Below are 22,349 nucleotides of genomic sequence, written 5' to 3'. Positions count from 1 at the left end.
GTCAGCCCCTCATTGGCTTGTGCTGCGCGCTTGGCGCGAGGAAGGTCAGGCGACCTGCGCGGCGGCGGGCAGGCCCCAGGCGCTGGCGGTCACGGTCAGCACGGCGGCAATGGTGGCATTCAGGGGCGGGAGCGAGAGGATCGGCATGGCAAACAGCATTCGGAAAACAAAACAATGCCGCAAAGGTAACCACCGGCCGTGACGCCCTGATGACTGACATGCGCCCTGCCGAAGTGGACCCGCACCGCTACCGCGCCACCGCCAGCCCCGCGCCATGCCCGCGCGTGAAGGCTTCCTCAAACACCGAATAGCCCGACCAGTCGCTGTGCGCAAACGCCAGGCGGGCGGTGGTGGGGGTGGGAAGCCAGGCGGTTCGCTCACCATTCGATAGCTGCTTGCGCTTATCAGATATGGGTTTGAGGCCAATTTGACCTAAAAACCCCAGCACACCCGGCGTGGGGATGGACATGGCGTGGCCATAGCGGGTGATGTCCACGCGCGTGGCGCGGCGCGGCAGGTCGGGGTGGGGCACGCTCAAGGCGGCCAGCGTGGCTTGGGCCCAGTGCGTCCAGGGCTGGGTGGCCAGTTGCGCGCGGGCTTGCGGCACATCGCCCAGGGCCTGGTAATAGCTGAGCACGGTAGGGCCGGCCAGCACGGCGCGCGGGTCCAGGCGTTGGTGGCCGGCATCGACATAGCCCAGGCCGCCCGGGTTGGCATCGCCGTACAGCACGTTGTCCCACGCGGGGGCGGCGCCGGGGCGGTCGGCCAGCGGTGCGTCGATGTGGATGTTGGCCACCAGCCAGGGCGCCCACGACAGGCGCTGCGCGGCCTGGCGCAAAAAGGCGGGCGGGCTCTGCACCACGCGCGCTGCCATGAACACCGGCAGCGCCACGATGCAGCGCTGCGCCTGCCAGCGCTCCACGCTGTCGGTGGCGTGGTTGAAAGCGTCCACCTGCACGCCACGGGGTCCCTCGGTGATGCGCAGCACGCTGCAGGCCGTGCGCAACTGGCCGCCGTCGTGCAGCGGCGCGGCCAGGCGCTGGGTGAGCCAGCCGTTGCCCTCGGGCCAGGTCAATACGCCCTCGCGGTCTTCGGCGGCCGCGTCGCCCGGCGCATGAAAGCCGTGGCGGCTGGCGAAATAGTGGATGCCGGCCCAGGCCGACACGCGCGCCGTGCCCGCGCCATAGTCGTCGCGGCAGCAGTAGTCCAGGTACCAGCGCAGGCGCGGGTCATCCAGCCCCTCCTGGTCCAGCCATGCAGCAAAAGTTATAGCATCCAGCGCTTGATGGGTGGGCGCCAGCGGCCGTTTTGCATCCAAAGACTTGAGCATGGGCATGGCGAAGCGCGCGGCCTTGCCCAGCGCCTGCACCCGTTCGGCAAAGCGCCGGTATTGCGCCAGCGTGGCCTCTCCCACGCCCTGCACGCCCTGCACGGGCAGCAGGCCCTCTTGCCACGCGCCCTCGAAAAACAGGCGCTCCTGCGGGCTGTGGACCAGGTAGCGCTCGTCGTATTGCCAGCGCCCGGCCACGCGCTCGCGCAGGCCCAGTTCTTCCAGCAGGTCCTGCACCTCGCGCGCGTCGTCGCCGGGCACGGGCAGGTAGTGCGCGCCCAGCGGGCAGGCGATGCCGTTGACCTGGCCGCCGCGGCTGTTGCCGCCGGCCTCGTCCTCCAGCTCCAGCAGGGCGAAGTCATCCACCCCCGCCAGCCGCAGCGAGCGCGCCGCCGCCAGCCCGGCCACGCCGCCGCCCGCAATCACCACCTGCGCGCGGCGCACCACGGCGGGCGCGGGCAGGGTGCCGGTGGCCAGCAGGTCGCGCAGCGCATGGCCGCGCGCCATGTCGATGCCGGTGAAGCCGCCTGCGAGCGTGCGCGGTGCCCGGTCGCAGCCGGCCAGCGCCCCGCCCAGCATGGCGCCGCTGGCTTGCAGCCAATGCCGCCGCGAGAGGGGAGGGCCGAACGGAGTGGGCGGAGAAGTCACGGGCATGGGCCCTACTCTAAGCCACCAGCGACACCCCAGGGGCGCCTGGTTCGGTCAGTCAGGCCAGCGGTTCTTGATGTCCAGCAAGGTGGGGAGCTGCGCGATGAAGGCATCGACCATCGCCGGGTCGAAATGCAGCCCTGCCTGCGCGCGCAGGTGCGCCACCGTGTCTTCAATGGGCCAGGGCTCCTTGTAGGGGCGGCGCGCGGTGAGCGCATCGAACACATCGGCCAAAGCCACAATGCGCGCCTCTGGAGGGATGGCCTCGCCCGCAAGGCCATGGGGGTAACCGGAGCCGTCCCATTTCTCGTGGTGAAACAGGGCCACCGTGCGCGCCAGGCGTAGCACGCCCGAGGGGTGTTCGCCAATGATGTCGGCGCCGATCTCGGGGTGGCGGCGCATCACGTCCCATTCTTCGGCGGTGAGCTTGCCGGGCTTGCGCAGGATGGCATCCGGGATGCCGATCTTGCCCACGTCGTGCATGGGCGCCGCGTTGAGCAGGTCGTCTGCCCAGGCGGCCGAATACCCCAGCGCCAGCGCCAGCACCTGGGCGAAGTGGCTCATGCGGATGACGTGCATGCCGGTCTCGTTGTCCTTGAACTCGGCCGCGCGCCCCAGGCGCTGCACGATCTGCAGGCGGGTTTCGCGCAGTTCGTCCATGCGCACCAGCGACAGGTGGGTGCGCACGCGCGCGCGCACCACGGGCGCGCTGATGGGTTTGGTGATGTAGTCCACCGCGCCTGCGTCAAACCCGCGCGTTTCTTCGGCGGTGTCCGTGAGGGCCGTGACGAAGATCACGGGGATGCCCGCCGTGTCGCGCTCGGCCTTCAGGGCAGCGCACACGGCGTAGCCATCCATGCCCGGCATCATCACGTCCAGCAGGATGAGCTGCGGCTTTTGTTGCTGGGCAATCTGCAGGGCGCGGGCACCATCGGTGGCAAACAATAGGCGGTAGTCGTCTTGCAGCACGTGCCGCAGCACCTGCAGGTTGGTGGGCTCGTCATCGACAAGCAGCAGGCGTGGGCGGGGGTCTTCGGCAGGCATCATGGGGCGGGTATCTTCTCGACGTGCGCGTGCAAGGTGCGCAAGGCGTCCAGCGCATCGTCAAAGTCAAAACGGTCGAGGGCTTCGCGCAATCCATCCAGACAGGTTGCGGGCATGTGCTGCTCCAGCACGGCCAGGGGGCCATCGGGCAATTCTCCCGTGGCCAGAGCCCGCGTCATGGCGTTGAGCGCAGCCAGCACCTCGGACCGCTCTGGCGCGCCCAGGGCATGGGGCACGGCGGGGGTGCCGTGCGGGCTGGCGTCGGGGGCGTCCAGGCTGTCCAGCGCCTGGCGCACCTGGCCCAGCGCCGCGTCCAGCGCGTCAATCAGCGCCGGGTGGGCACTGGCGTGGGCCGGGTGTGCCGCGGCGGCCTCCAGGCGCTCGGCCAGGCGCTGCACGGTGGTCAGCGCCAGGTTGCCCGCAGCGCCGCGCAGCCGGTGCGCGGCGGCCACCAGGGCCTGCACATCGGTGGCCGCCACGTGGGCGCGCAGGGCGTCCAGGGTGGCATCCGACTCTTGCAGGAACCGGGCAATGGCTTCGCGCAGGTAGCGCGCCTGGGTCCACAGCCGCACGCCCCGCTCCCAGTCGATGGCCGGCAACGCCGGGGCACTGCGCCCGTGGGGCGTGTCGGCCGCCAGGGGCGCCGAGCCGGTGATGGGCGGTGCGTCGTCCACCAACCCGTGCAGGCCGATGACGCGTGCGATCTCTCCCATCAGGCGCAGCGGCTCGATGGGCTTGCTGGCAAAGCCGTCCATGCCGGCCGCCCGCGCGTTGCGGCGGTCTTGCTCCAGCACGCTGGCCGACAGGGCCACGATGGCGGTGGGCTTGCGGCGTTGCGTCTGCTCGAAGGTGCGCATGTGGCGCGTGGCCTCCAGGCCGTCCATGTCTGGCATCTGCAGGTCCATCAGAACCACGTCGAAGCGCTCATTTTCAAAGGCCTGCAGGGCATCGGCTCCGCTGTGGGCCTGCACCACTTTGTGGCCACCGCGCTGCAGGGTGATGTCCAGCAGTTCCAGGTTGGCGGGCACGTCGTCTACCGCCAGCACGCGCAGCGGGGGCAGCGCCAGGCGGGGTTTGGTGCGCACGGCGGCCGTGTGGGGGTCCCCGTCGTGTTCGGAGGCCACCTGCAGCGGCAGCCGCACGCTGAACGTGCTGCCCTGCCCTATCTGGCTGGCCACGGCGATGTGGCCACCCATGAGTTCGGTGAGCTGGCGCGCGATGGTAGTGCCCAGCCCCGTGCCACCGTAGCGGCGCGTGGTGGACGCATCGGCCTGCGAGAACGGGTCGAAGATGCGCTTGAGACCTGCCTCGTCGATGCCGATGCCGGTGTCGACCACCTCGAACAGCAGGTGGCCATCGCTGCCCGAGACCCGCAGCGTGACGCTGCCTTCGTGGGTGAACTTGATCGCGTTGCCAAGGAGGTTGAGCAGAATCTGCTGGATGCGAAAGGCATCGCCCTGCCAGAACTCCGCCACTGAGGGCGGGTAGTCCAGCCCCAGGGACAGGCCCTTCTTGGCCGCGGTGATGCGCAGCGAGGCCAGGATCTGGTCGCACAGCTCGCGCAGGCTGAAGGCCTCGATCTCCAGCTCCACGGCGCCTTTCTCGAGCTTGGCGGTGTCCAGAATGTCGTTGAGCAGCCGCAGCATGGATCGCGCCGCGTGGTGCACGGTGCCCAGGTGGCGGCGCTGCGTGCTTTCCAGGTGCGAGTCGAGCAGCGCCTCGGTGAAGCCGATGATGGCGTTCATGGGGGTGCGAATCTCGTGGCTCATGTTCGCCAGGAAGGTGCTGCGCGCGGCGGCGGCCTGCTCGGCCCGGTCCTTGGCGGTGCGCAGGTCCTCCTCCATCGCCCGGCGCTGGCTCAGGTCGGTGGCGAACTTGATGATTTTCGATACCTGGCCCTCGGCATCGAAAATGGGGTTGTAGGTGGCCTGGATCCACACCTCGCGCCCGCCCTTGCCAAACCACTGGAACTCGCCCGCTACAAAATCCCCTTGTCCCAGGCGGCGCCAGAAGGCGGCGTAGTCGTCGCTTTGCACCAACGCTGGGTGGCAGAACAGGGCGTGGGGCTGGCCGATCACCTCGTCCATGGTGTAGCCGGTCAGCGCCAGGAAGTTGGGGTTGGCGGCAATGACATGCCCCCGCAGATCAAACTCCACGGCGGCCTGCGAGCGGCCAATGGCCTGCACCGTGCCTTCAAACTCGGCATTGCGCGCCTTGATGTCCGTGACGTCCAGGATGACGCCGTCGATCCAGTGCACGGCACCGTCCGTGTCCGGCACGCCGCGGCCGCTTTCCGACATCCAGCGCGTGTGGCCGTCGCGGGTCTTGATGCGGTATTCCACCTGGTAGGGCCGCGCGGTTTGCAGCGCGTGCTCCACATCCAGCGCGATGTGGGCGGCGTCCTCGGGGTGGGTGATGTCGCCAAAATGGATGCGGCCCTGCAGAAAATCATCGGCTGTCCAGCCGGTGATCTGCACCACCGCATCGCTGATGAACAGCATGGGCCAGCTGCCGCCATTGAGGCAGCGGAACGCCACGCCCGGCAGGTTGCTGACCAGAGAGCGCAGCTGCTCTTCGCCCTGACGGCGCTCGCGCTCCAGCGCCTTGCGCTCGGTCAGGTCGGTCAGAAAACCCACGAACAGCGGCTCGCCCGGCTGCTCCACTCGCCCCACAGCCAGCCGGATGGGCACGAGCGAGCCATCCTTGCGCACCGCTTCCACTTCACGCGCCGAGCCGATGATCTTGGTCAGGCCGGTTTCGAGGTGGTTGCGCAGGTAGCCATCGTGCGCATCGCGGTGGGGCGAGGGCATGAGCATGTGGATGTTGCGGTCCATCACCTCGGCGGCTGTCCAGCCCAGCAGCCGTTCGGCCGCGCCGTTGAAAAGCCGCACCGTGCCCTGCGTATCGATGATGATAATGCCGTCCACGGCCGTGTCGACCAGTGCACTGAGGCGCGAGGCATTGGCCCGGGTTTCGCGCAGCAGCTGGCGAAACCGGATGCTCACGTTCGCCCCCGTGATGACCAGGCCCATGACCAGCGCCATCATGGCAATGGCCAGCGCCAGGTACACCGAATGCGAGCCGGTAGCGGCCGGTTCGGCCACTGGCGACACCACGCGCAACGCCGCCATGGCGATGTAGTGCATGCCTGCAATCGCCAGCCCCAGGACCACGCCGCCCAGCGCAGTGGCGGCCCAGCGCGGAATGCGTGCCACGCGGCTGAGCCGCAGGCGCACCCACAGCGCCAGGCAGGCCACCACCACTGCAAACACCAGCGATGCCAGAAAACCCGGCACGTCGTAGCGCATGGCTGAAGCAAACTCGGATGCGGCCATGCCCGTGTAGTGCATCACGCCAATGCCTGCACCCACCAGCGTGCCACTGAAAAGCAATGAGCGGGTACTGACCTGCGCTTGCGCCAGCACTTGGAGCGCCACCCAGGACGCCAGCAAACTGGGAATGACCGAGCCCATGGTGATCCACGGGTTGAAGTTGCCCGACGCACACAGCTCGAAGGCCAGCATGCCGACGAAATGCATGGACCACACCCCACCACCCAGGGCCACCGAGCCCGACAGGATGATCAGGCGGCGGCTGGCGGCGTCTGGCGCACGCTGCGCCAGGCCCGCCAGGTGGAGGGCCATGGTGGACGAGGCAATGGCCAGGGCCACCGATACGGCGACGAGCCAGGGGTCATGGCTCCAAAAAACGTTCAGCACCACCTGATCGGCACTGACAACAAAAAACCGGTCGAGCATCTGGGCAACCTGTAAACAATGGGGGCCATTGTGCCGAAGCGGCGACTGCGCCCATTTCGGCCTGTTTCAGGCCTTGTCAGGGCGTGGTGCGGCCCCACTCGCGCTCGTAGGTGTGCACCAGCGCCTGGTTCGACAGCCGGTTCACCTCGGCGGGCACCCGCGCCATGTCGAGCGGAAAATCGAACAGTGGCGGCAGCGTGTCCGCGCTCAGAAACTGCAGCCCCGCAGGCAGCGCCTCGGGCAGGCGCCAGGGGCGGCGGCTGGCGATGATGAAGCCCCACTCGCCAAAGCTGGGCACATGGGCGTGGTAAGGCGCCGTGCGCAGGCCCGCCGATTCGATGGTCTGCACCACGGTCCAGAAGCTGTGCCGCGCCACCAGGGGCGAGGTGGTCTGCACCACGGCGTAGCCGCTGGCGGCCAGGCGCTGCTCCAGCAGGGCGTAAAAGCTGTGGGTGTAGAGCTTGCCGATGGCAAAGTTGGTGGGGTCGGGGAAATCGACCACGATCACGTCGAAAAGGTCTGATCCATCTTGCAGCCACTGAAAGGCATCGGTGTTCACCACGCGCACCTTGGGGCTTTGCAGCGCCCCGCCGTTCAGGCGCATGAGCGTCGGGTTCTCGCTGAACAGCCGCGTCATGGCCGGGTCCAGCTCGACCAGCGTGACCGATTCGACCGAGGGGTATTTGAGGATCTCGCGCACCGCCATGCCGTCGCCGCCGCCCAGCACCGCCACCTTCTTGGGCGCGCCGTGCGCCGCCATGGCCGGGTGCACCAGCGCCTCGTGGTAGCGGTATTCGTCGCGCTCAGAAAACTGCAGGTTGCCGTTCAAAAACAGCCGGTGGCCCTGCTTGCCGTGGGTGACCACGATGCGCTGGTAGGGCGAGGCGGCGGTAAAGACGATGCGGTCCTGGTAGAACTTGTCCTCGGCAAAGCTGGTGATCTGCTCGGCGCCCACCAGCGCCGCCAGCAGCAGGCCCAGCACCATCACGCAGGCCGCCACATGCGCGCGCAGGCGGCGCAGCTCCCAGCGAAACAGCCACACCGCCCACAGCGCCACCAGCGCGTTCATCAGGCCAAACAGCAGGCCCGTGCGAATGAGGCCCAGCTGCGGCACCAGCAGCAGCGGAAACGCCAGCGACACCGCCAGCGCGCCCAGGTAATCAAAAGTGAGCACCTGCGAGACCAGGTCTTTCAGTGCCACGTTGCGCTTCAAGATGCGCATGACCAGCGGAATCTCCAGCCCCACCAGCGTGCCCACCACCAGCACCATGCCGTACAGCAAAAACCGGAAGGCGCCCGGCGCGTAGGCATTTGCTATGAAAAGCGTAGCTGGAAGCGCCCCACCAATCAGCGCCACCAGCAATTCGATGCGCAAAAAGTGCGCGGGCAACTGCCGCTCGAAATAGCGCGACAGCCACGAGCCCACGCCCATGGCAAACAGATAGGTGCCGATGATGGTGGAAAACTGCAGCACCGAGTCGCCCAGCAAATACGACGCCAGCGCGCCCGCCGCCAGCTCATACAGCAGGCCACAGGCCGCCACCACGAACACGCTGGCGAGCAGGGCGATGTCAATGGGGCGGGCGCCGCCGGGTGGCGCCCCAGGCGCGGTGGCAGGTGTCATGCCAGCACCGTATCGAGTTGCTGCGCCAGGCTCTTGCCGTCTTGCTGCTTTGTCAGCCACCCAAACACGGCTTTGCCCGCGCTGGCCTGTGCCCACAGCGCACCGACCTGGCTCTTTTCCGTTTCATACGGGTCGCTCAGCAAATGCGCCCCCTTGTATTCGAGCAAGGCCACACGGCCATCGACCAGCTCGGCCACAAAGTCGGCAAAAAACCGGCCGCGCGACGTGGGCAGGGCAAAGCCGCAGGGCGCGGTATCGAGGTTGCGCACCCATTGCCGGACTTTGGGGTGGCGGTCAATCAACTGCGCGCACAAAAACTCTTCGCCGCCGTCCTTCAGGTCGGCCAGCACGGCAAAGTAATGCCGCGTGAACTGGTAGCGCCCGCTGTAGCGCGATGCCTCCGGCGCCGGGTAGCGGCCTGGCTCAAACACATGGGGCCGGGCCCAATCGCTCTCGACCAGCCAGGCGCCCGCCTGGCCCTGCTGCAGCACCAGCTGGCGAAACTGCCGCGTGGCCGCCTGGTCGCGCAAATCGCCCACATGCAGCGCGATGCACCGGGCCAGCTGAAACCGCGCCTGCGCCAGCACCACCAGCGGCAGGCCGCAGGCATGCAGCTGGTGGTTCACCACCGCCGCCAAAAAAGCACGGCGCTGCGACTGGGTGATGCCCGCCAGCGGTGCGTGCAGCGCCTTGTGCAGCGACTGGTCCAGCCAGCGCACCAGCGTTTCGGCGGTGATGCTGCTGGCGCCGTAGTCCATGGCCATTTGCTGCACATCGGTGGGGCGCAGCGTCACGCGTGCGTCCTGCACATCGATCTCGATCACGTCAGGCTCTTGCGCCACATGAAAGCCGGGCAGCTGCACCGCCTGGGGGCTGAGCAGGTCGAGCTCCACCGTGCCCAGCACCGCACCCTGCTCCAGCGGCCACAGCGGCGCTTGTGCGTCGGTGCGATAGGCCAGCGTGGGCACGGGCGCAAAAGGCACGCCGCGCGATGCGGGGGCCACGCTGGCGGCCACCAGCGCGTTGTGCTGGGCCACCTTCTCGCGCAGCTGCTCCTGCTTTTTGGGCCCGCGCACCTGGGCCTGCATCAGCGCCTCGGTGCGGGCCTCGATGTGGCCCGCCACCACCACCTGCGCCGCGCCCGCAATGGTCTGCTCTTGCACACCGGGCACCGCCAGCAGCTCGGGCGTGGCCGCAATCGCTTCAAAATTTGTAGCTATCAGCGCTTGCGGGGCGGGCGCTACAGGCGAATTTTGATCATATTCTTCGCCAAACAGCGGGTAGCTCGATGGCGCCGCCAGCATCGAGGCCACATCCAGCGCCTCGAACCCCATGTGCTGGATCAGGCGGTCGGCCAGTGCGTGCGCCGCCGCAGAAAACTCCGCTGCGCACACATGGGCATAGGCGCGGTTGAGCGCCTCGCGCCCGCGCCGCCGCGCCTGCGGCATGCGCAGCACGCGGCCCAGCAACTGCTCCACCGCCGTGGCGCTGGTCAGCTTTTGCAGGCTGCACAGCACATAGGCAAACGGGCAGTCCCAGCCCTCGCGCAGCGCCTGCACCGTAATCACATAGCGCACCGGGCAATGGCGCGCCGCCAGGTCGATGTCGTCCAGTCCGCGCGTGGTGCCCGTGGCCACCACGATCTGGTTGTCTGGCAGGTTGAGCTCGTCCACCAGATAGCGGCGCAGGGCCTCGGGTGGCATTTCGTCGCCCAGGTTTTGTGCCTGAAACAGCACGATGGGGCGCACATAGCCGTGGCCCTCGGCCTCGTCCTTGAGCGCCTCGGCCTCCAGCTTGCGTTGCGTCTGCACCGCGCCAAACACGGCGGCGGGCCAGCCCTCGGGGTGCTCGGCCAGCACGATGGGCAGCTTGATCATGTCCTCGGCCGCCAGCTCTTGCGCACTGACGTGGTAGAGCACATTGGTCTTGTGCGCAATCGGCGTGGCCGTCAGCTCCAGGATGAACGCGGGGTTCAGGCGCTGCAGCGCGGTGAAGCTCTTGTCCGTCTTGGTGTTGTGCGCCTCGTCCACTATGACCAGGGGGCGGTGCAGCGCCAGCCAGTTGGCCAGGCTCCAGCGTGGCTGGCCCACAAAGCCCGCCAGCACGCCCGTGGCATCCTGCGCGGCGTCTTGCGCCGTCACCACGGCGTCGGGCAGGTCGTGCAGGCAGGCCAGATCGCCATCGTGCGCGCCCTTGAAATGCGGCTCAAAGCTCTCAGCAAAGCTGTACACATTGCGCTGGCCCGCGTCCTCGATGCGAAAACTCTGGATGGTCGCCACCACCACCACGGCATGGCGCCCCCAGTCGGGCGGGGCGATCTGCGCCACATCGTCGAGCGTGCACACCTGCAGGCCCTCGCCATAGGCATCGGTCAGGGCGGCGCGGTAGGCATGGCCGGGCGTCTGCAAGGCCTTGAGCGTTTGCTGGCGGATGGCATCGCTGGGCACCAGCCACACCGCCACGGGCGCATCGCTGCCTTGCCACTCACGCGCCAGCAGGGGCACCGCATGCGCTGCCAGCACCGTTTTGCCGCCACCCGTGGGAATGCGCAGGCACACGCAAGGCACCTGCGGGCCAAAGGCGTCAAGGTTGTACGGGTGGCCCGCCAGTTCGCCAAAGGCCAGCGCCGGGCCCTTGATGCGGGCTGCGCGGGCAAAAGCGCCCAGGGCGTCGAGGGCGGTTTGCTGGTAGGACTTGAGGGTGAGGGAGGTCATGAATTGGGAAGTGATTGGGGAAGTTTGGAACAAAAAAGCAGCCTTCCCAAATGCAACTTATTGATTTAAAAGAGATTTTTAAAATTTCATTGGGAAGAATCCACCTTTGATTGGGTGGTGTTTGGTGGTGTCTGGTGGTTGTTTGGTGATCCGCCATCCGGCGTCAGCGCCCACCGGGCCGCCTTGGTTTTTCCGCCAATGTTCTGAATTCGCCCTTCCTTGGTCATCTCCTTGAGGAGGGTTCGGACGTATTCCTTGCGCTGGGCCAGGTCAGGTATCCACAGTTGCAGCTTGGGCAGCAGCAGTTCATCCACCTTGGCGCGTGGCTGCGGCCCCAGCGCCAGCAGCCTGCACAAGGCCGTTTTGTAATCATCGGCATCAGGGCGACGCCGATTCAGGTACGCCACCTCCTGCCCGGTTGCCACTGCCAACTGGGCCGAGATATGCAAATTGGGGCTACGGCCCTCGATCAAGCCGGCCCGGCGCAGTTCAGTCACTTGCGCCGTATCCAGCCTGCGCTTTTTTTGCACCCGGTCGAGCCACAAGACATGCTCAATGGGCAAGTCCGTGCGCTCCATCAGCCAGTGGCTGTAGTTTTCGTCAATCTCTTGTCCGTACACATTGAAGACCGTGCGCAGGGGGGACGATCCTTCATAGTCCGGCAGCGGCAGAAAGCGCCGCCGCTGCGCCAGCACCATGTCGTGAATGCCGAAGCCCACTTTGTCGATCATGCCCACCTCGGCCATGGCCTTGGCCAGGCGCTCATTGCGATAACGGGCGGGGGTGCGCATGCCGCTGGCGTAGTCGTCGGGCTGGCCGTCGAAAAAGCCGCCCAGGTTGATCATGCGCACCAGCCCGGTGGACTCCTCCACCACCACGCGCCCGCCCTGCGCGTAGTCCTGGTGCGCCAGGCAGTTGTGCAGCCCTTCCAGCAGCACCGTGTTCGTGTCGTAGCGCGGCAGGGTCACGGCCAGCAGTTCATTGGCCGGAAACAGTTTGATGTTGGGGTTGCGGATGGACTGCGCCACCTTGGTGGTTGTCAGTAAAAAAGGCGGGTGAAAGTGCTCGGCCACCCGCTCGGCCGCCAGCTTCCAGGTGATTTCCGCCGGGTGGGGCGACAGCAGCGCCGTGGCACTTTCACGGCTACCCAGCAGCAATAGGCAAGCCCGGGTCATGCGGCCATGGATAGTCAGGCCGATCTTGTCCAGCAGCTTCTCTGCGCTCCACTGCGGTATCTGTGCGGCCCAATCCTCGCGCTGGTGCTTTTCAAGGAACTTCTCGCGCGCCTTGGCAATGGCGGCTTCGTCCAGGTCGGCGAGCGTGGCCCCGGCCACCACGACGCCGCTCCAGTCCTCGCCCGCCAGGTGCTCGGTCAGGATGGCGCGGCGCCGGTCCTCGCGCAGTTCCACCAGGCTGTCGCCATCGCGCTGCCAAGCCTTGTCGTGCGCCAGCACCAGCTCGCGTGGTGCATGGCGCGGCACATGCACCAGCCACACCACGGCACCCGTGTCGCTGGCGCACAGTTCTTCGACGCGAAACCCCATGGATGGCAGCCCCGGCGTTTTGCCCAGCACACGGTGCACCACGTTGTCCACCGTGTAGTCGGCAAAGTCCTGAATACCCGTCAATGCCAGGGTTTTGTCCTGCACGCCAATGACGATGCAGCCGCCCTCCATGTTGGCCAGGGCCGAGACGTAAGACACGAGGTCGTCACCTTTGCGGCCCGAGATGTTGGACTTGAGGCTGTTCCACTCCTTCCACTCATGGCGTTCGTCCTCTTTGGGAAAGCGCACGCGCAGCCAGTCTTGCAGTTCGGATGCGGTCAAGTGGGACGGGGTCATCGGTCACCTCGCCTTCACGTCATACGGAATGTGCTTGAACGTCACCCGCGCCAGCGCCAGGCGCGCTTCGCCCAGGCGGCAGGCCTCGCCATACACCACCAGCGGCGCCTCGGGGTGCGGGGTGCGGGCGTGCAGTTCCAGCAGCGCATCGAGCACGGCGGAGGTCAGCACATTGCCGCTGGCCGGGCGCTTGTCGCCCAGGATGCCGTTGAACAGCAGGTAGTAGGCGGTGCGGCTGCGCAGCACGGGGGCGGGTGCCGCAGCGGGCGGGGGTAGCGCGTCTGGCGCCTGCAACCCGAGTTCACCCTGGGCTTGCGAGGCTGACGGAGCTGGCGGCAGGGTTTCAGATGAAATTGGCCCTAAGCGCCCGTCTGGCAAGCGCTCATAGCTATCAAAAACAGAGTGTGTGCCCAGGTGCGGCGTGCCGGGCGTGCCGGGCGTGGCGCGCGCGGGGTCAAAGGCGGTGCCGGTTTCCTGCTGCCAGACGAAGGCGGCCAGCGTGGCAAAGCGCACCTCGGGGTGGATGCAGCCATCGGCGTCGAAGATCGGCGCACCCAGCCGCATAAAGCGAAAGCCGCCGCCGCCCTGCCAGTTCACCGCCTGGCTGATGCCGCCCTGCTCGCCGTCAATCACCTTTTGCAGGCGCGGCAGGCAGTGCGTGGCAGCGTGCTCGCCCATCTCGATGCCGATCCAGCGCCGGCCCATCTTGTGCGCCACAGCGGCCGTGGTGCCGGAGCCGAGGAAGCTGTCGAGGACGAGGTCGTTTGGGTGGGTGGCTATGTGGATGATGCGTTGGATGAGCGCTTCGGGCTTGGGTGTTGAGAAGGGTGTCTCACCAGGAAACAGCGCGACCAATTCGGATTTGGCGCGGCCATTTGAGCCGACCTCCTGATGCAGCCAGAAGGTTGACGGTACTAGCCCTGCCTGTACCTCAGACAAAAATTTCTTAACTCTTGGGGCATTTTTGCCGTCCCCGCCGAACCAGATGCGTCCGTCTTGAACCATTTCCAAGAAGCGGGGTTCCGTATAGAGCCAGCACCGTCCCGGAGGTGGATCTATCTTTCTGCCAGACGGAGTGGTAATCGTGAAAAACTGAGCTTCACGTCGCCCTTTTTCGGCTTTCGCGTGAGCCGGTAGCGAAGCCCAAACGCCGCGCGGGTCGTTGTCTGGGTTTGTAAAACGTTCCAATTGCTCGTCGGAAGAAGGTAGCAAGTTTCGTACTTCCTTCCAACCGTCGCGGTTCTTCGCGACGACCAACAAATGGTCGTGGACAGCGGAAATGTCGGTTCTGTTCTCGCGTGTGTGCGTCTTCTGCCAGAAGATGTTCGCTACAAAATTCCGCCGCCCAAACACCTCATCCATCAACACCTTGAGGTAATGCCCCTCGTTGTCGTCAATCGTCACCCAGATCGAGCCGTCGTCGCTGAGCAGGTCGCGCAGCAACTGCAGGCGCGGCAGCATCATGCTGAGCCACTGGCTGTGTTCCAGGTTGTCGTCGTAGTGCTCAAACGCGCTTTTGGTGTTGTAGGGCGGGTCGATGAAGATGCATTTGACCTGCCCCCGGTAAAACGGCAGCAGCGCCTTGAGGGCTTCGAGGTTGTCGCCCTGGATGAGCAGGTTGCCTTGTGCGCTGGCGGCATCGCCATGGGTGGAGACGTTCTCCAGCAGGCGGTAGGGCACCTGGGCGGCGGTGGTGAAGGCGTGGGCGCGGTTGAGCCAGTCGAGGGTGGGCATGGGGTGGTGGTGTCGGGCCTGGGGGCCGGTGAAAGCAGGCGGTATTGTGTGGCCTGCGCCATGGCGCGGCGCCACCCGGAAGGCGGTGGCGCGGTGGCGGGGATGGGCGGGGTGGCTTTAGCCGCCGTGAATGGCGGCGGCCACGATGATGCTTATCCCTAAGCTCATGGCGGCTACCACCATGGCCAGGGCCTTGTTCTGTTTTTCGACGATTTCGCGCCACAGGTCGTAAGGCGTGATCTTGTCGATGATGAGGAAGCTGAGCCAGAACACCAGCACGCCCACCAGGGCGAACAGGATGGAGCCAAAAAATGCGGCAGGCCGCAGCCATTCAATTCCCATGATGACCTCCGTGGGTAAAAATTATTTGTGCCCGCCGCCGGATGAATACCCGCCGAACGAGCCGCCCGAGCTGCGCAAACCACTGCCGGACGAGCCCGAGCAATTGCTCAGGATGATGAGCAGGATGAGGATGATGACCGCAATCAGGATGATGGTGCCGCAGCCCAGGCCCGACTTGGCCACAAAGGGGCCAGGGTCGTCGCGCTGCAGCACGTCTTTCTTGTCTTCGAGCTTGAAGGCCTTGACCACGGTGTCGCTGGCCAGCTTGTCGCCGGACGACCAGGTGATCTCGCTGGCGCTCTGCTCCATGGACAACAGGCCTTTGCTGCTGGCGAAGTCGCGGTTGCTGGTTTTCTGGCCGCGCTCCACTTGCCAGTAGAACTCGCCCAGCACATAGGTGGTTTCGGCCTCGTAGGTGTATTGGAGCTGGTAGGTGGTGCCCAGATAGGTGGCGCTGCGGCCGCTGGCGGCCAGTTGCGGCGCGCCGGTGGTGGGGCGCACCATGCTCCAGCCTTCTTGCGAATCGACCAAAAAGGCAAAGCCGCGCTTCTGGTTGTAGAGCAGGTATTCGCTCCAGCCAAAGTGCTCGTCATCACCCGGCTCCACGCCCATGCGGTGCTGAAAGCCCACCACCTGCCAGTGCACGCCCTGCAGCTGGCCCTTGGTGCCCAGCGGGATGATGGGCTGCACGGGCTCGTCCTGCTGGGCCGAGCGCAGTTCGCCGCCCACGCCGCTGTCCAGGCTGATGATGCTGGCGCACGAGCCGCAGGTGACGCTTTTGGAGCTGGCCAGTTGCACCTGCACGGGCGCACCGCAGTGCGGGCAGTTGAACTGGCGGCCTTTTTCGTCCTTGGCCGATTCACCCTTCAGGCCGGTGAGCTGCAGGTCTTCGAGCAGCACGGCTTTGCCACGCTCGACACTTGGCGGTGTGTGGCCGTAGTCGATGCTGACCACTTCGCCGTCGGCACTGCGCAGCTCGACCATGTCGAACGGCTGGCCCAGCGGCGGCAGCTTGGGCAGCTCGCCCTGGGCCGAGATCAGCTGTGCCTGGCCGGTGTAGGCCACGCTGTAGGGCTTGCCGTTGATGGCGGTGGTGGTGCCGATGCGAAAACGCGCGGCCTCGGGCATTTCGCGGCCCGGATCGATGGACCGGGTGAAGACGTAGGCGCCGTTGTCTTCGCCCAGCGTGGCCAGCGTGCCGTCTTGCAAAAACGCGGCCCATTCGGTCCAGACGCCCGCGTCGCCCTTGTATTGCAGGCGGCCAATCAGTGTGAATGGCTGGTCCTGGCCATCAAGCTGAATGCGCCCGCTGGCCATGAGCTGCAGCGGGCTGTGGTGGTCGAACAGCTCGGCCATCTTGCCCAGGCGCGTGAGCACCTCGCCGCTGCGCACCACGGTGCTCTGGCAGTAGGGGCAGACGGCGTGGGTGGACTGCGCGCTTTTGAACTCCACCGGCGCGCCACAGCCGGGGCAGGGCGCGCGGTAGGTGCGCTGGGTGGCGCTGGTCGCCATGGAGTTTATGGATGTTTTTGGCCTCTAGCGCTTATGCAGCAAGCGCTAGTAGCTATTAAAAAATGAGTTCAAACCAGCTTCTTGAGCAGCTCGGCCTTCTTGGCGTCGAACTCCTCCTGCGTGAGGATGCCCTTGGACTTGAGCTCGCCCAGCTTTTCCAGCGTGGCCATCACGTCCTCGGGCTTGACGCCCACCGCAGCGGCGGCGGCAGGCGCGGCCTGTGCGGCGACAGCGCCACCTTGCAGACCGGCCTGCAGGTTCTGCGCCAGCACCTGGCCCAGCGCCACACCGGCGCCCAGGCCCATGGCGTCGCCCGCAATGCCGCCGCCACCGCTGCCAGCGCCTTCGGCGAATTTGGGAATCGCCTGCGCCGTCTGGTACTGCATGAATTTGCCCATGTCGTTGCCGACCATGCCCATGCCGATCTTCTGGTCGAGAATTTTTTGCAGCTCTTCGGGCAGCGAGACGTTCTGCACCGTGAGGTTTTCGATCAGCAGGCCCAGCTTGGCAAAGACCGGCGCCAGCTCTTTGGTCAGCGCATCGGCAAACATGACCTGGTTGGCCGCCAGGTCCAGAAACGGCAGGCCGCTGCCCGCAATGGCGTTGCTGATGTTCTGCAGCACCAGGCCGCGCAGCTGGCCTTCGAGGTCGGCCGTGGGATACACATCGCGCGTGCCCGAAATTTCGGTGTGAAACAGCTTGGGGTCGGCGATGCGGTAGGCGTAGTTGCCAAACGCGCGCAGGCGCACGGCGCCAAAGTCCTTGTCGCGGATGGTGATGGGCTGGGGCGTGCCCCATTTCTGGTCGATCTGCTGGCGCGTGCTGAAGAAGTAAACATCGCTCTTGAAGGGCGACTCAAAGAGCTTGTCCCAGTTCTTCAGATAGGTCAGCACGGGCAGCGTCTGCGTGGTGAGCTTGTAGGTGCCGGGGCCGAACACGTCGGCCACCTGGCCTTCGTTGACGAACACCGCCATCTGCGACTCGCGCACCACCAGCGTGCCGCCGTTCTGGATTTCCATGCCCGCCATGGGGAAGCGCCAGGCCAGCGTGCCATCCCCTTCTTCGGTCCACTGGAGGATGTCAATGAACTGTTTCTTGATGAAGTCCATGAGGGCCATGCGGTGCTCCCGGTTGTGGTGAGGGGATGGGAAAAAAGAGCGGCCATCATAGCAACGGGGGGTGACGCCGAAAGCGGCTGCTTCGCGCTGGGCGGCGCCTCGTGATAGCGGCTATCTGCGCTTTAGGCACGATCAATTGGCCATCGCTATTGAGAATGACTACCATTTGACTGTGCCTGCTTTTCACCGCAGGCCCTGTTGAAGCCAAGGAGTTCGCCATGTCCCTCATCCGCCGCACCGCCCGCCAGAACAAGACCATGCTGATGAAGACGGGCAGCTACTACCTCATCCACATCTGCGTGGCCGCCCTGGTGGCTTATGCCGTCACGGGCAACCTGTGGGCCTCGCTCACGCTGAGCCTGCTGGAGCCCACCGTGCAGGCCGTGGCCTTTTTCTTCCACGAAAAAGCCTGGGAGCGGGCCGCCCGGCGCAATGCGGGCCACGCTGGCGCATTGCAAAACGCCTGAACTTATTCAAAGGATTAAAGGAGCACCACCATGTACAGCATTCCCTTGCGCAGCCGCAGCGCCGCCGGCCTTGCTTTTCAGCGCTGGCTGGTTCACCGCCTGGCCGGGCTGGCGTCGGCGGGTTAAGCCGCAGTTTTTCGGCCGCAGAAACAGCAATGCCCCGGCAGGCGGGGCATTTGCGTGAACGGGGTTGGCTTTGCAGCCTCTCAGGCCTTCACGTCGAGCAGCGCACCCATCATTTCATCCTGCGTCTTGATGGTCTGCAGGTTGGCCTTGAAAGCGTAGGTGGCCGACATTTGCTCCACGGCCTCTTTTTCCAGCGCCACGCCGTCAGCCTCTTGCTGGCGCTGCACCGTGGCGCGCACGCCCGCGCTGTCGGCCACGGCCTGTTGTGCCACTGCCTGGCGGCGGTAGCCGGGCGTGTTCATGTTGGCCACGTTGTTGGCCGACGCATCCAGCCGCAACTGGGCCGCCTGCAGGCTGGAGTTGCCAATCGAAGAAAGGGATGCCATGGAACGCCTTACGCAAAGTTGCAACAACAGCCCGCATTCTGCAGCCCGCCGCGAGGTGCGCGCAAGGCCGTGCGCCCGTCAACCATGCGCGGCCAGCAGGCATTGCGCAAACGCCTGGGCCGCGCGCGGCGGCTGGGGCGACTTGCGCAGCACGCTGACAAACTGGCAGCGGTAGAAGAACTGCGCAGGCAGCACGGCCTGCATCTGGCCCTGGCGCTCGAAGGCTTCGGCATAGTGGTCGGGCAGAAACCCCAGGTAGTGGCCCGAGAGGATCAGTGTGGCAATCGACTCCTGATCAAACCCCGTGGCCTTGCGCGGCAGGTGCGCGCTGTGGCTGAGCTCCATGTTGGGCGAGTGGTAGCCCAGGCCGGCAAACTGGTAGGCGCGCAGCGATTCCCAGGTCAGCGGGGCATGGTTGGTGCCATAGAGCGGGTGCCGTGCGCCGCAGTACAGCAGCATGGTTTCGGTGAACAGGTTGGTATAGACCAGGCTTTGTGATGCGCGGTGCGCCGGAATGATGCCGATGTGAAAGCGCCCGTCCATCAGCCCGCGCTCAATGGCGGGGATGGACGCTACATGCATCTGCAGGCTCACGTCCGGGGCCTGCTCGGCAAACAGCGCAATCGCCGTGCCGATGTGCGCCGCCGGGTTGCTGGCGGTCTTGTCGAACACGGCCACGTCGAGTCGCCCGCCCATGCGCTGGTGGATGTCGTCGATGCTGCTGCGAAATGCGTCCACGGCAGACAGCAGGCGCAGGGTTTCGTCGTACACCCGCTGGCCCTCGGGCGTGAGGGCAAAACCCGCCCGCCCGCGCCGGCACAGCGTGAGGCCCAGGCGCGTTTCCAGGTCTTTCATGTGGCGGCTGACCGTGCTGGTGCCGATGTTCAGCTCCAGCTCTGCCGCCGACATGCCGCCGCACTCGGCCACGCTCTTGAACACTTGCAGCAGACGCAAGTCCATGTCGCTGAGCTGGCCCAGCACGGCGCGGTGTTTGGCTGAAGCGGGCGTAGCGGGCATCGGTCCGGGTGTTTTTACTTGCATAAAATGTCAAGTAAACATTGATATTTGATTATTTGAGAGATTAACAGGCGGCGCAACAATGGCCCACGTCCGTCCCCAATCCATGGGGCTGCTTGCCTTGTATCGCTGTCCTGCATTGGAGAACCCCATGAGCTTCGTCAACATCGAAAAAACCGCCGCTGGCGCCGAAGGCCCCCGCATGGACGCCGAATGGCTGGATGCGCACTGGATGCCCTACACGGCCAACCGCCAGTTCAAGGCCAACCCGCGCATGATCGTGGAGGGCAGCGGCGCGTATTACACCGATTCGAACGGCCGCAAGATCTTTGACGGCCTGTCGGGCCTGTGGTGCTCGGGGCTGGGCCATGGCCGCCGCGAGATTGCCGAAGCCATCGGCAAGCAGGCGATGAAGCTGGATTACGCGCCCGCCTTCCAATTTGGCCACCCGCTCGGGTTTGAGCTGGCCAACCGCATCAAGGAACTCACGCCCGCCGGGCTCGACTATGTGTTCTTCACCGGCTCGGGGTCTGAATCGGCCGACACCTCGCTCAAGATGGCGCGTGCCTACTGGCGCGCCAAAGGGCTTGGGACAAAGACGCGCCTGATCGGCCGCGAAAAGGGCTACCACGGCGTGAACTTTGGCGGCATCTCGGTGGGCGGCATCGCGGCCAACCGCAAGCTGTTTGGCCAGGGCGTGGAGGCCGACCACCTGCCCCACACGCAGCCATCCGCAGGCTCGTTCCACAAGGGCATGCCGCCCACGGGCAAGGAGCTGGCCGACCGCTTGCTCGACGTGATTGCGCTGCACGATGCCAGCAACATCGCCGCCGTGATCGTGGAGCCTTTCTCGGGCTCGGCCGGTGTGGTGATACCGCCCGTGGGCTACCTGCAGCGTCTGCGTGAGATCTGCACACAGAACAACATTTTGCTGATTTTTGACGAGGTGATCAGCGGTTTTGGCCGCAGCGGCGCCTTCACCGGCGCCGAGGCCTTTGGCGTGACGCCCGACATTTTGAATTTTGCCAAGCAGGTCACCAACGGCGCGCAGCCGCTGGGCGGCGTGGTGGCCAGCAAGGAGATTTACGACACCTTCATGGCGGCGGGCGGACCGGACTACATGCTCGAATTCCCGCACGGCTACACCTACTCGGCCCACCCCGTGGCCTGCGCGGCGGGCATTGCAGCACTCGACATCCTGCAAAAGGAAGACATGATCGGCCGCGTGAAGGCGCTGACCCCTTACTTTGAGCAGGCCGTGCACAGCTTGAAGGGCGCCAAGCATGTGGCCGACATCCGCAACTTTGGCCTGGCCGCAGGCTTCACGATTGCCGCGCTGCCCGGCGAGCCCGCCCGCCGCCCTTACGAGATTGCGATGAACTGCTGGAAGAAGGGCTTTTACGTGCGCTACGGTGGCGACACGATTCAGCTGGCCCCGCCCTTCATCAGCGAAAAGGCCGAAATCGACCGCCTGGTCAATGCGCTGGGCGACGCGCTGGCCGAGACTGCCTGACGCGCACGCGACCCAGCCTGCGGCAGAGAGTCACCGGGGCTGCAAATGCAGTTCAACCGCTCAACGGTCCCTGAGGGGACCGTTTTTCATGGCCGTCTTGGTGGCAAGAACCTCACCCATAAAATCGATAGGCGATTTCATCATGGGTGTTATCGTGCATCGGAGTCCCCCTTGTCCGGCCACCACGGCCCGCCCTCTTATCACCCTACCATGGTTCGCACTACTGCTCCAGACACCGCAACAGCCCGGCCGGCTGCCGACCCGTTGTTCAACCAGTCATTGGAGAAGGGGCTGGATGTGCTGCGCGCCTTCACTGCCGCGCACCGCACCCTGACGCTCTCGGAGCTGGCCCAGCTGACGGGGATGACCAAGGGGTCGGCCCAGCGCACCGTGCACACGCTGCAGGTGCTGGGGTATGTGGGCAAGCACCCGCAGACGCGGCGTTTTCAGTTGCTGCCCAAGGTGATCGAGATCGGCTTCAATTACCTGGCCGCCCACCCGCTGATCCGCGTCGCCCATCCCTATCTGTCGCAACTGGCCACTGCCAGCGGCGAAACCGCCAGCCTGACCGAGCCGGTGGGCACCGACATGGTGTTCGTCGCGCAGTTGCTCACCACCCAATTCATTCCGGTGCTCACGCCCGTGGGCATGCGCATCCCCATGTACTGCACCAGCTCGGGGCGCGCTTACCTGAGCCAGCTGCCTGAGGCGGAGGCCCGCGCCATGCTGGATGCCGCCCCCCGACCGGTGCGCACACCCGCCACGCTGACGACGGTGGATGCCATCCTGGAGCGCATCGCGCAGTGCCGCCAGGTGGGTTATGCCACCAACTGCGAAGAGCTGTTTCTGGGTGACATGGGTGTGGGCGCGCCCATTCTCAACAGCAAAGGCCAGCCCGTGGCCGCAGTGCACCTGTCGCCGCCCACCAGCCGCTGGACGCTGGAGCAGGCGCAACAAAAGCTCGCGCCCATGGTGATCGAGTGCGCGCGGGCCATCTCGCAGTCGATCACGCATTGACAGGGCAGCGTTTTTCAGCCTCCTTTGATTCATCAATTGCTATTGATTGAATAGCTATAGGCGCTTTCTGGGTAATGGCTGGAGGCGGTTTTATCTAAAAATCGCCTTGGGCACCTGCTGGGAGCCTGGGGCAGGCCCCGTGCAGAGCACCCTGCGCC

At 65.8% G+C, this 22,349-nt stretch carries 15 protein-coding genes; 3 read left to right on the top strand and 12 right to left on the bottom strand.

Annotated elements, in window-relative coordinates; genetic code table 11:
• Nucleotides 1-247: 247 nt before the first annotated feature.
• The 10 genes from CCX87_RS18420 to CCX87_RS18375 all read right to left on the bottom strand — a co-directional run bounded on the left by CCX87_RS18420 (nucleotide 248) and on the right by CCX87_RS18375 (nucleotide 17,665).
• Nucleotides 248-1,984 carry an FAD-dependent oxidoreductase gene (locus tag CCX87_RS18420; RefSeq protein WP_198314734.1) on the bottom strand — a complete coding sequence of 579 codons (1,737 nt, stop codon included), beginning with the start codon at nucleotides 1,982-1,984 and terminating at the stop codon, nucleotides 248-250.
• Nucleotides 1,985-2,032: 48 nt separating this feature from the next.
• The gene (locus tag CCX87_RS18415) at nucleotides 2,033-3,022 is read right to left on the bottom strand and encodes an HD-GYP domain-containing protein (RefSeq protein ID WP_087748492.1); all 990 of its coding nucleotides are present in this window, start codon (nucleotides 3,020-3,022) and stop codon (nucleotides 2,033-2,035) included.
• A complete protein-coding gene (locus CCX87_RS18410; RefSeq protein ID WP_087747994.1) occupies nucleotides 3,022-6,780 on the bottom strand; it encodes a PAS domain S-box protein in 3,759 nt (1,252 codons plus the stop codon). Before CCX87_RS18410 ends, CCX87_RS18415 begins: the two co-directional genes overlap by 1 nt.
• Before the next feature lie 76 nt (nucleotides 6,781-6,856).
• A complete protein-coding gene (locus CCX87_RS18405; RefSeq protein WP_087747993.1) occupies nucleotides 6,857-8,404 on the bottom strand; it encodes a polyamine aminopropyltransferase in 1,548 nt (515 codons plus the stop codon).
• Complete coding sequence (locus tag CCX87_RS18400; RefSeq protein ID WP_087747992.1) at nucleotides 8,401-11,118, bottom strand: DEAD/DEAH box helicase; 2,718 nt, start codon at nucleotides 11,116-11,118, stop codon at nucleotides 8,401-8,403. The genes CCX87_RS18405 and CCX87_RS18400 overlap by 4 nt, the downstream gene beginning before the upstream one ends.
• Nucleotides 11,119-11,204: 86 nt before the next feature.
• Nucleotides 11,205-12,959, bottom strand: coding sequence for an RNA-binding domain-containing protein (locus CCX87_RS18395; protein ID WP_087747991.1), 1,755 nt, complete (start codon nucleotides 12,957-12,959; stop codon nucleotides 11,205-11,207).
• 3 nt (nucleotides 12,960-12,962) lie between these two features.
• The gene (locus CCX87_RS18390) at nucleotides 12,963-14,693 is read right to left on the bottom strand and encodes a site-specific DNA-methyltransferase (RefSeq protein ID WP_087747990.1); all 1,731 of its coding nucleotides are present in this window, start codon (nucleotides 14,691-14,693) and stop codon (nucleotides 12,963-12,965) included.
• Nucleotides 14,694-14,810: 117 nt separating this feature from the next.
• Nucleotides 14,811-15,035 (bottom strand): DUF350 domain-containing protein, encoded by a 225-nt coding sequence (locus tag CCX87_RS18385; RefSeq protein WP_087747989.1) that lies wholly within the window; start codon nucleotides 15,033-15,035, stop codon nucleotides 14,811-14,813.
• Between the two features lie 21 nt (nucleotides 15,036-15,056).
• On the bottom strand, nucleotides 15,057-16,547 hold the full coding sequence (locus CCX87_RS18380) for a DUF4178 domain-containing protein (RefSeq protein ID WP_087747988.1): 1,491 nt from the start codon (nucleotides 16,545-16,547) through the stop codon (nucleotides 15,057-15,059).
• Between the two features lie 68 nt (nucleotides 16,548-16,615).
• The gene (locus CCX87_RS18375; protein WP_087747987.1) at nucleotides 16,616-17,665 is read right to left on the bottom strand and encodes an SPFH domain-containing protein; all 1,050 of its coding nucleotides are present in this window, start codon (nucleotides 17,663-17,665) and stop codon (nucleotides 16,616-16,618) included.
• Nucleotides 17,666-17,883: 218 nt separating this feature from the next.
• Here CCX87_RS18375 and CCX87_RS18370 point away from each other — a divergent pair, with 218 nt between their 5' ends.
• Entirely contained in the window at nucleotides 17,884-18,132 is a 249-nt protein-coding gene (locus CCX87_RS18370; RefSeq protein ID WP_087747986.1) for a DUF2061 domain-containing protein, read from the top strand.
• A 206-nt stretch (nucleotides 18,133-18,338) separates the two neighbouring features.
• On the opposite strand, the gene CCX87_RS18365 is transcribed toward CCX87_RS18370, so the two are convergent.
• Together CCX87_RS18365 and CCX87_RS18360 are read right to left on the bottom strand one after the other, a co-directional pair.
• The gene (locus tag CCX87_RS18365) at nucleotides 18,339-18,644 is read right to left on the bottom strand and encodes a flagellar basal body protein (protein ID WP_087747985.1); all 306 of its coding nucleotides are present in this window, start codon (nucleotides 18,642-18,644) and stop codon (nucleotides 18,339-18,341) included.
• A gap of 78 nt (nucleotides 18,645-18,722) precedes the next feature.
• Complete coding sequence (locus CCX87_RS18360; RefSeq protein WP_369825304.1) at nucleotides 18,723-19,685, bottom strand: LysR family transcriptional regulator; 963 nt, start codon at nucleotides 19,683-19,685, stop codon at nucleotides 18,723-18,725.
• A 127-nt stretch (nucleotides 19,686-19,812) separates the two neighbouring features.
• Between CCX87_RS18360 and CCX87_RS18355 the strand changes: the two genes are divergently transcribed.
• Entirely contained in the window at nucleotides 19,813-21,174 is a 1,362-nt protein-coding gene (locus CCX87_RS18355; protein ID WP_087747984.1) for an aspartate aminotransferase family protein, read from the top strand.
• A 210-nt stretch (nucleotides 21,175-21,384) separates the two neighbouring features.
• Nucleotides 21,385-22,191, top strand: coding sequence for an IclR family transcriptional regulator (locus CCX87_RS18350; RefSeq protein WP_087747983.1), 807 nt, complete (start codon nucleotides 21,385-21,387; stop codon nucleotides 22,189-22,191).
• Nucleotides 22,192-22,349 lie beyond the last annotated feature (158 nt).

The sequence above is a fragment of the Acidovorax sp. T1 genome (genome assembly GCF_002176815.1).
GTDB lineage: Bacteria > Pseudomonadota > Gammaproteobacteria > Burkholderiales > Burkholderiaceae_C > Acidovorax.
This window is presented reverse-complemented; position numbering and strand designations above follow the sequence as displayed.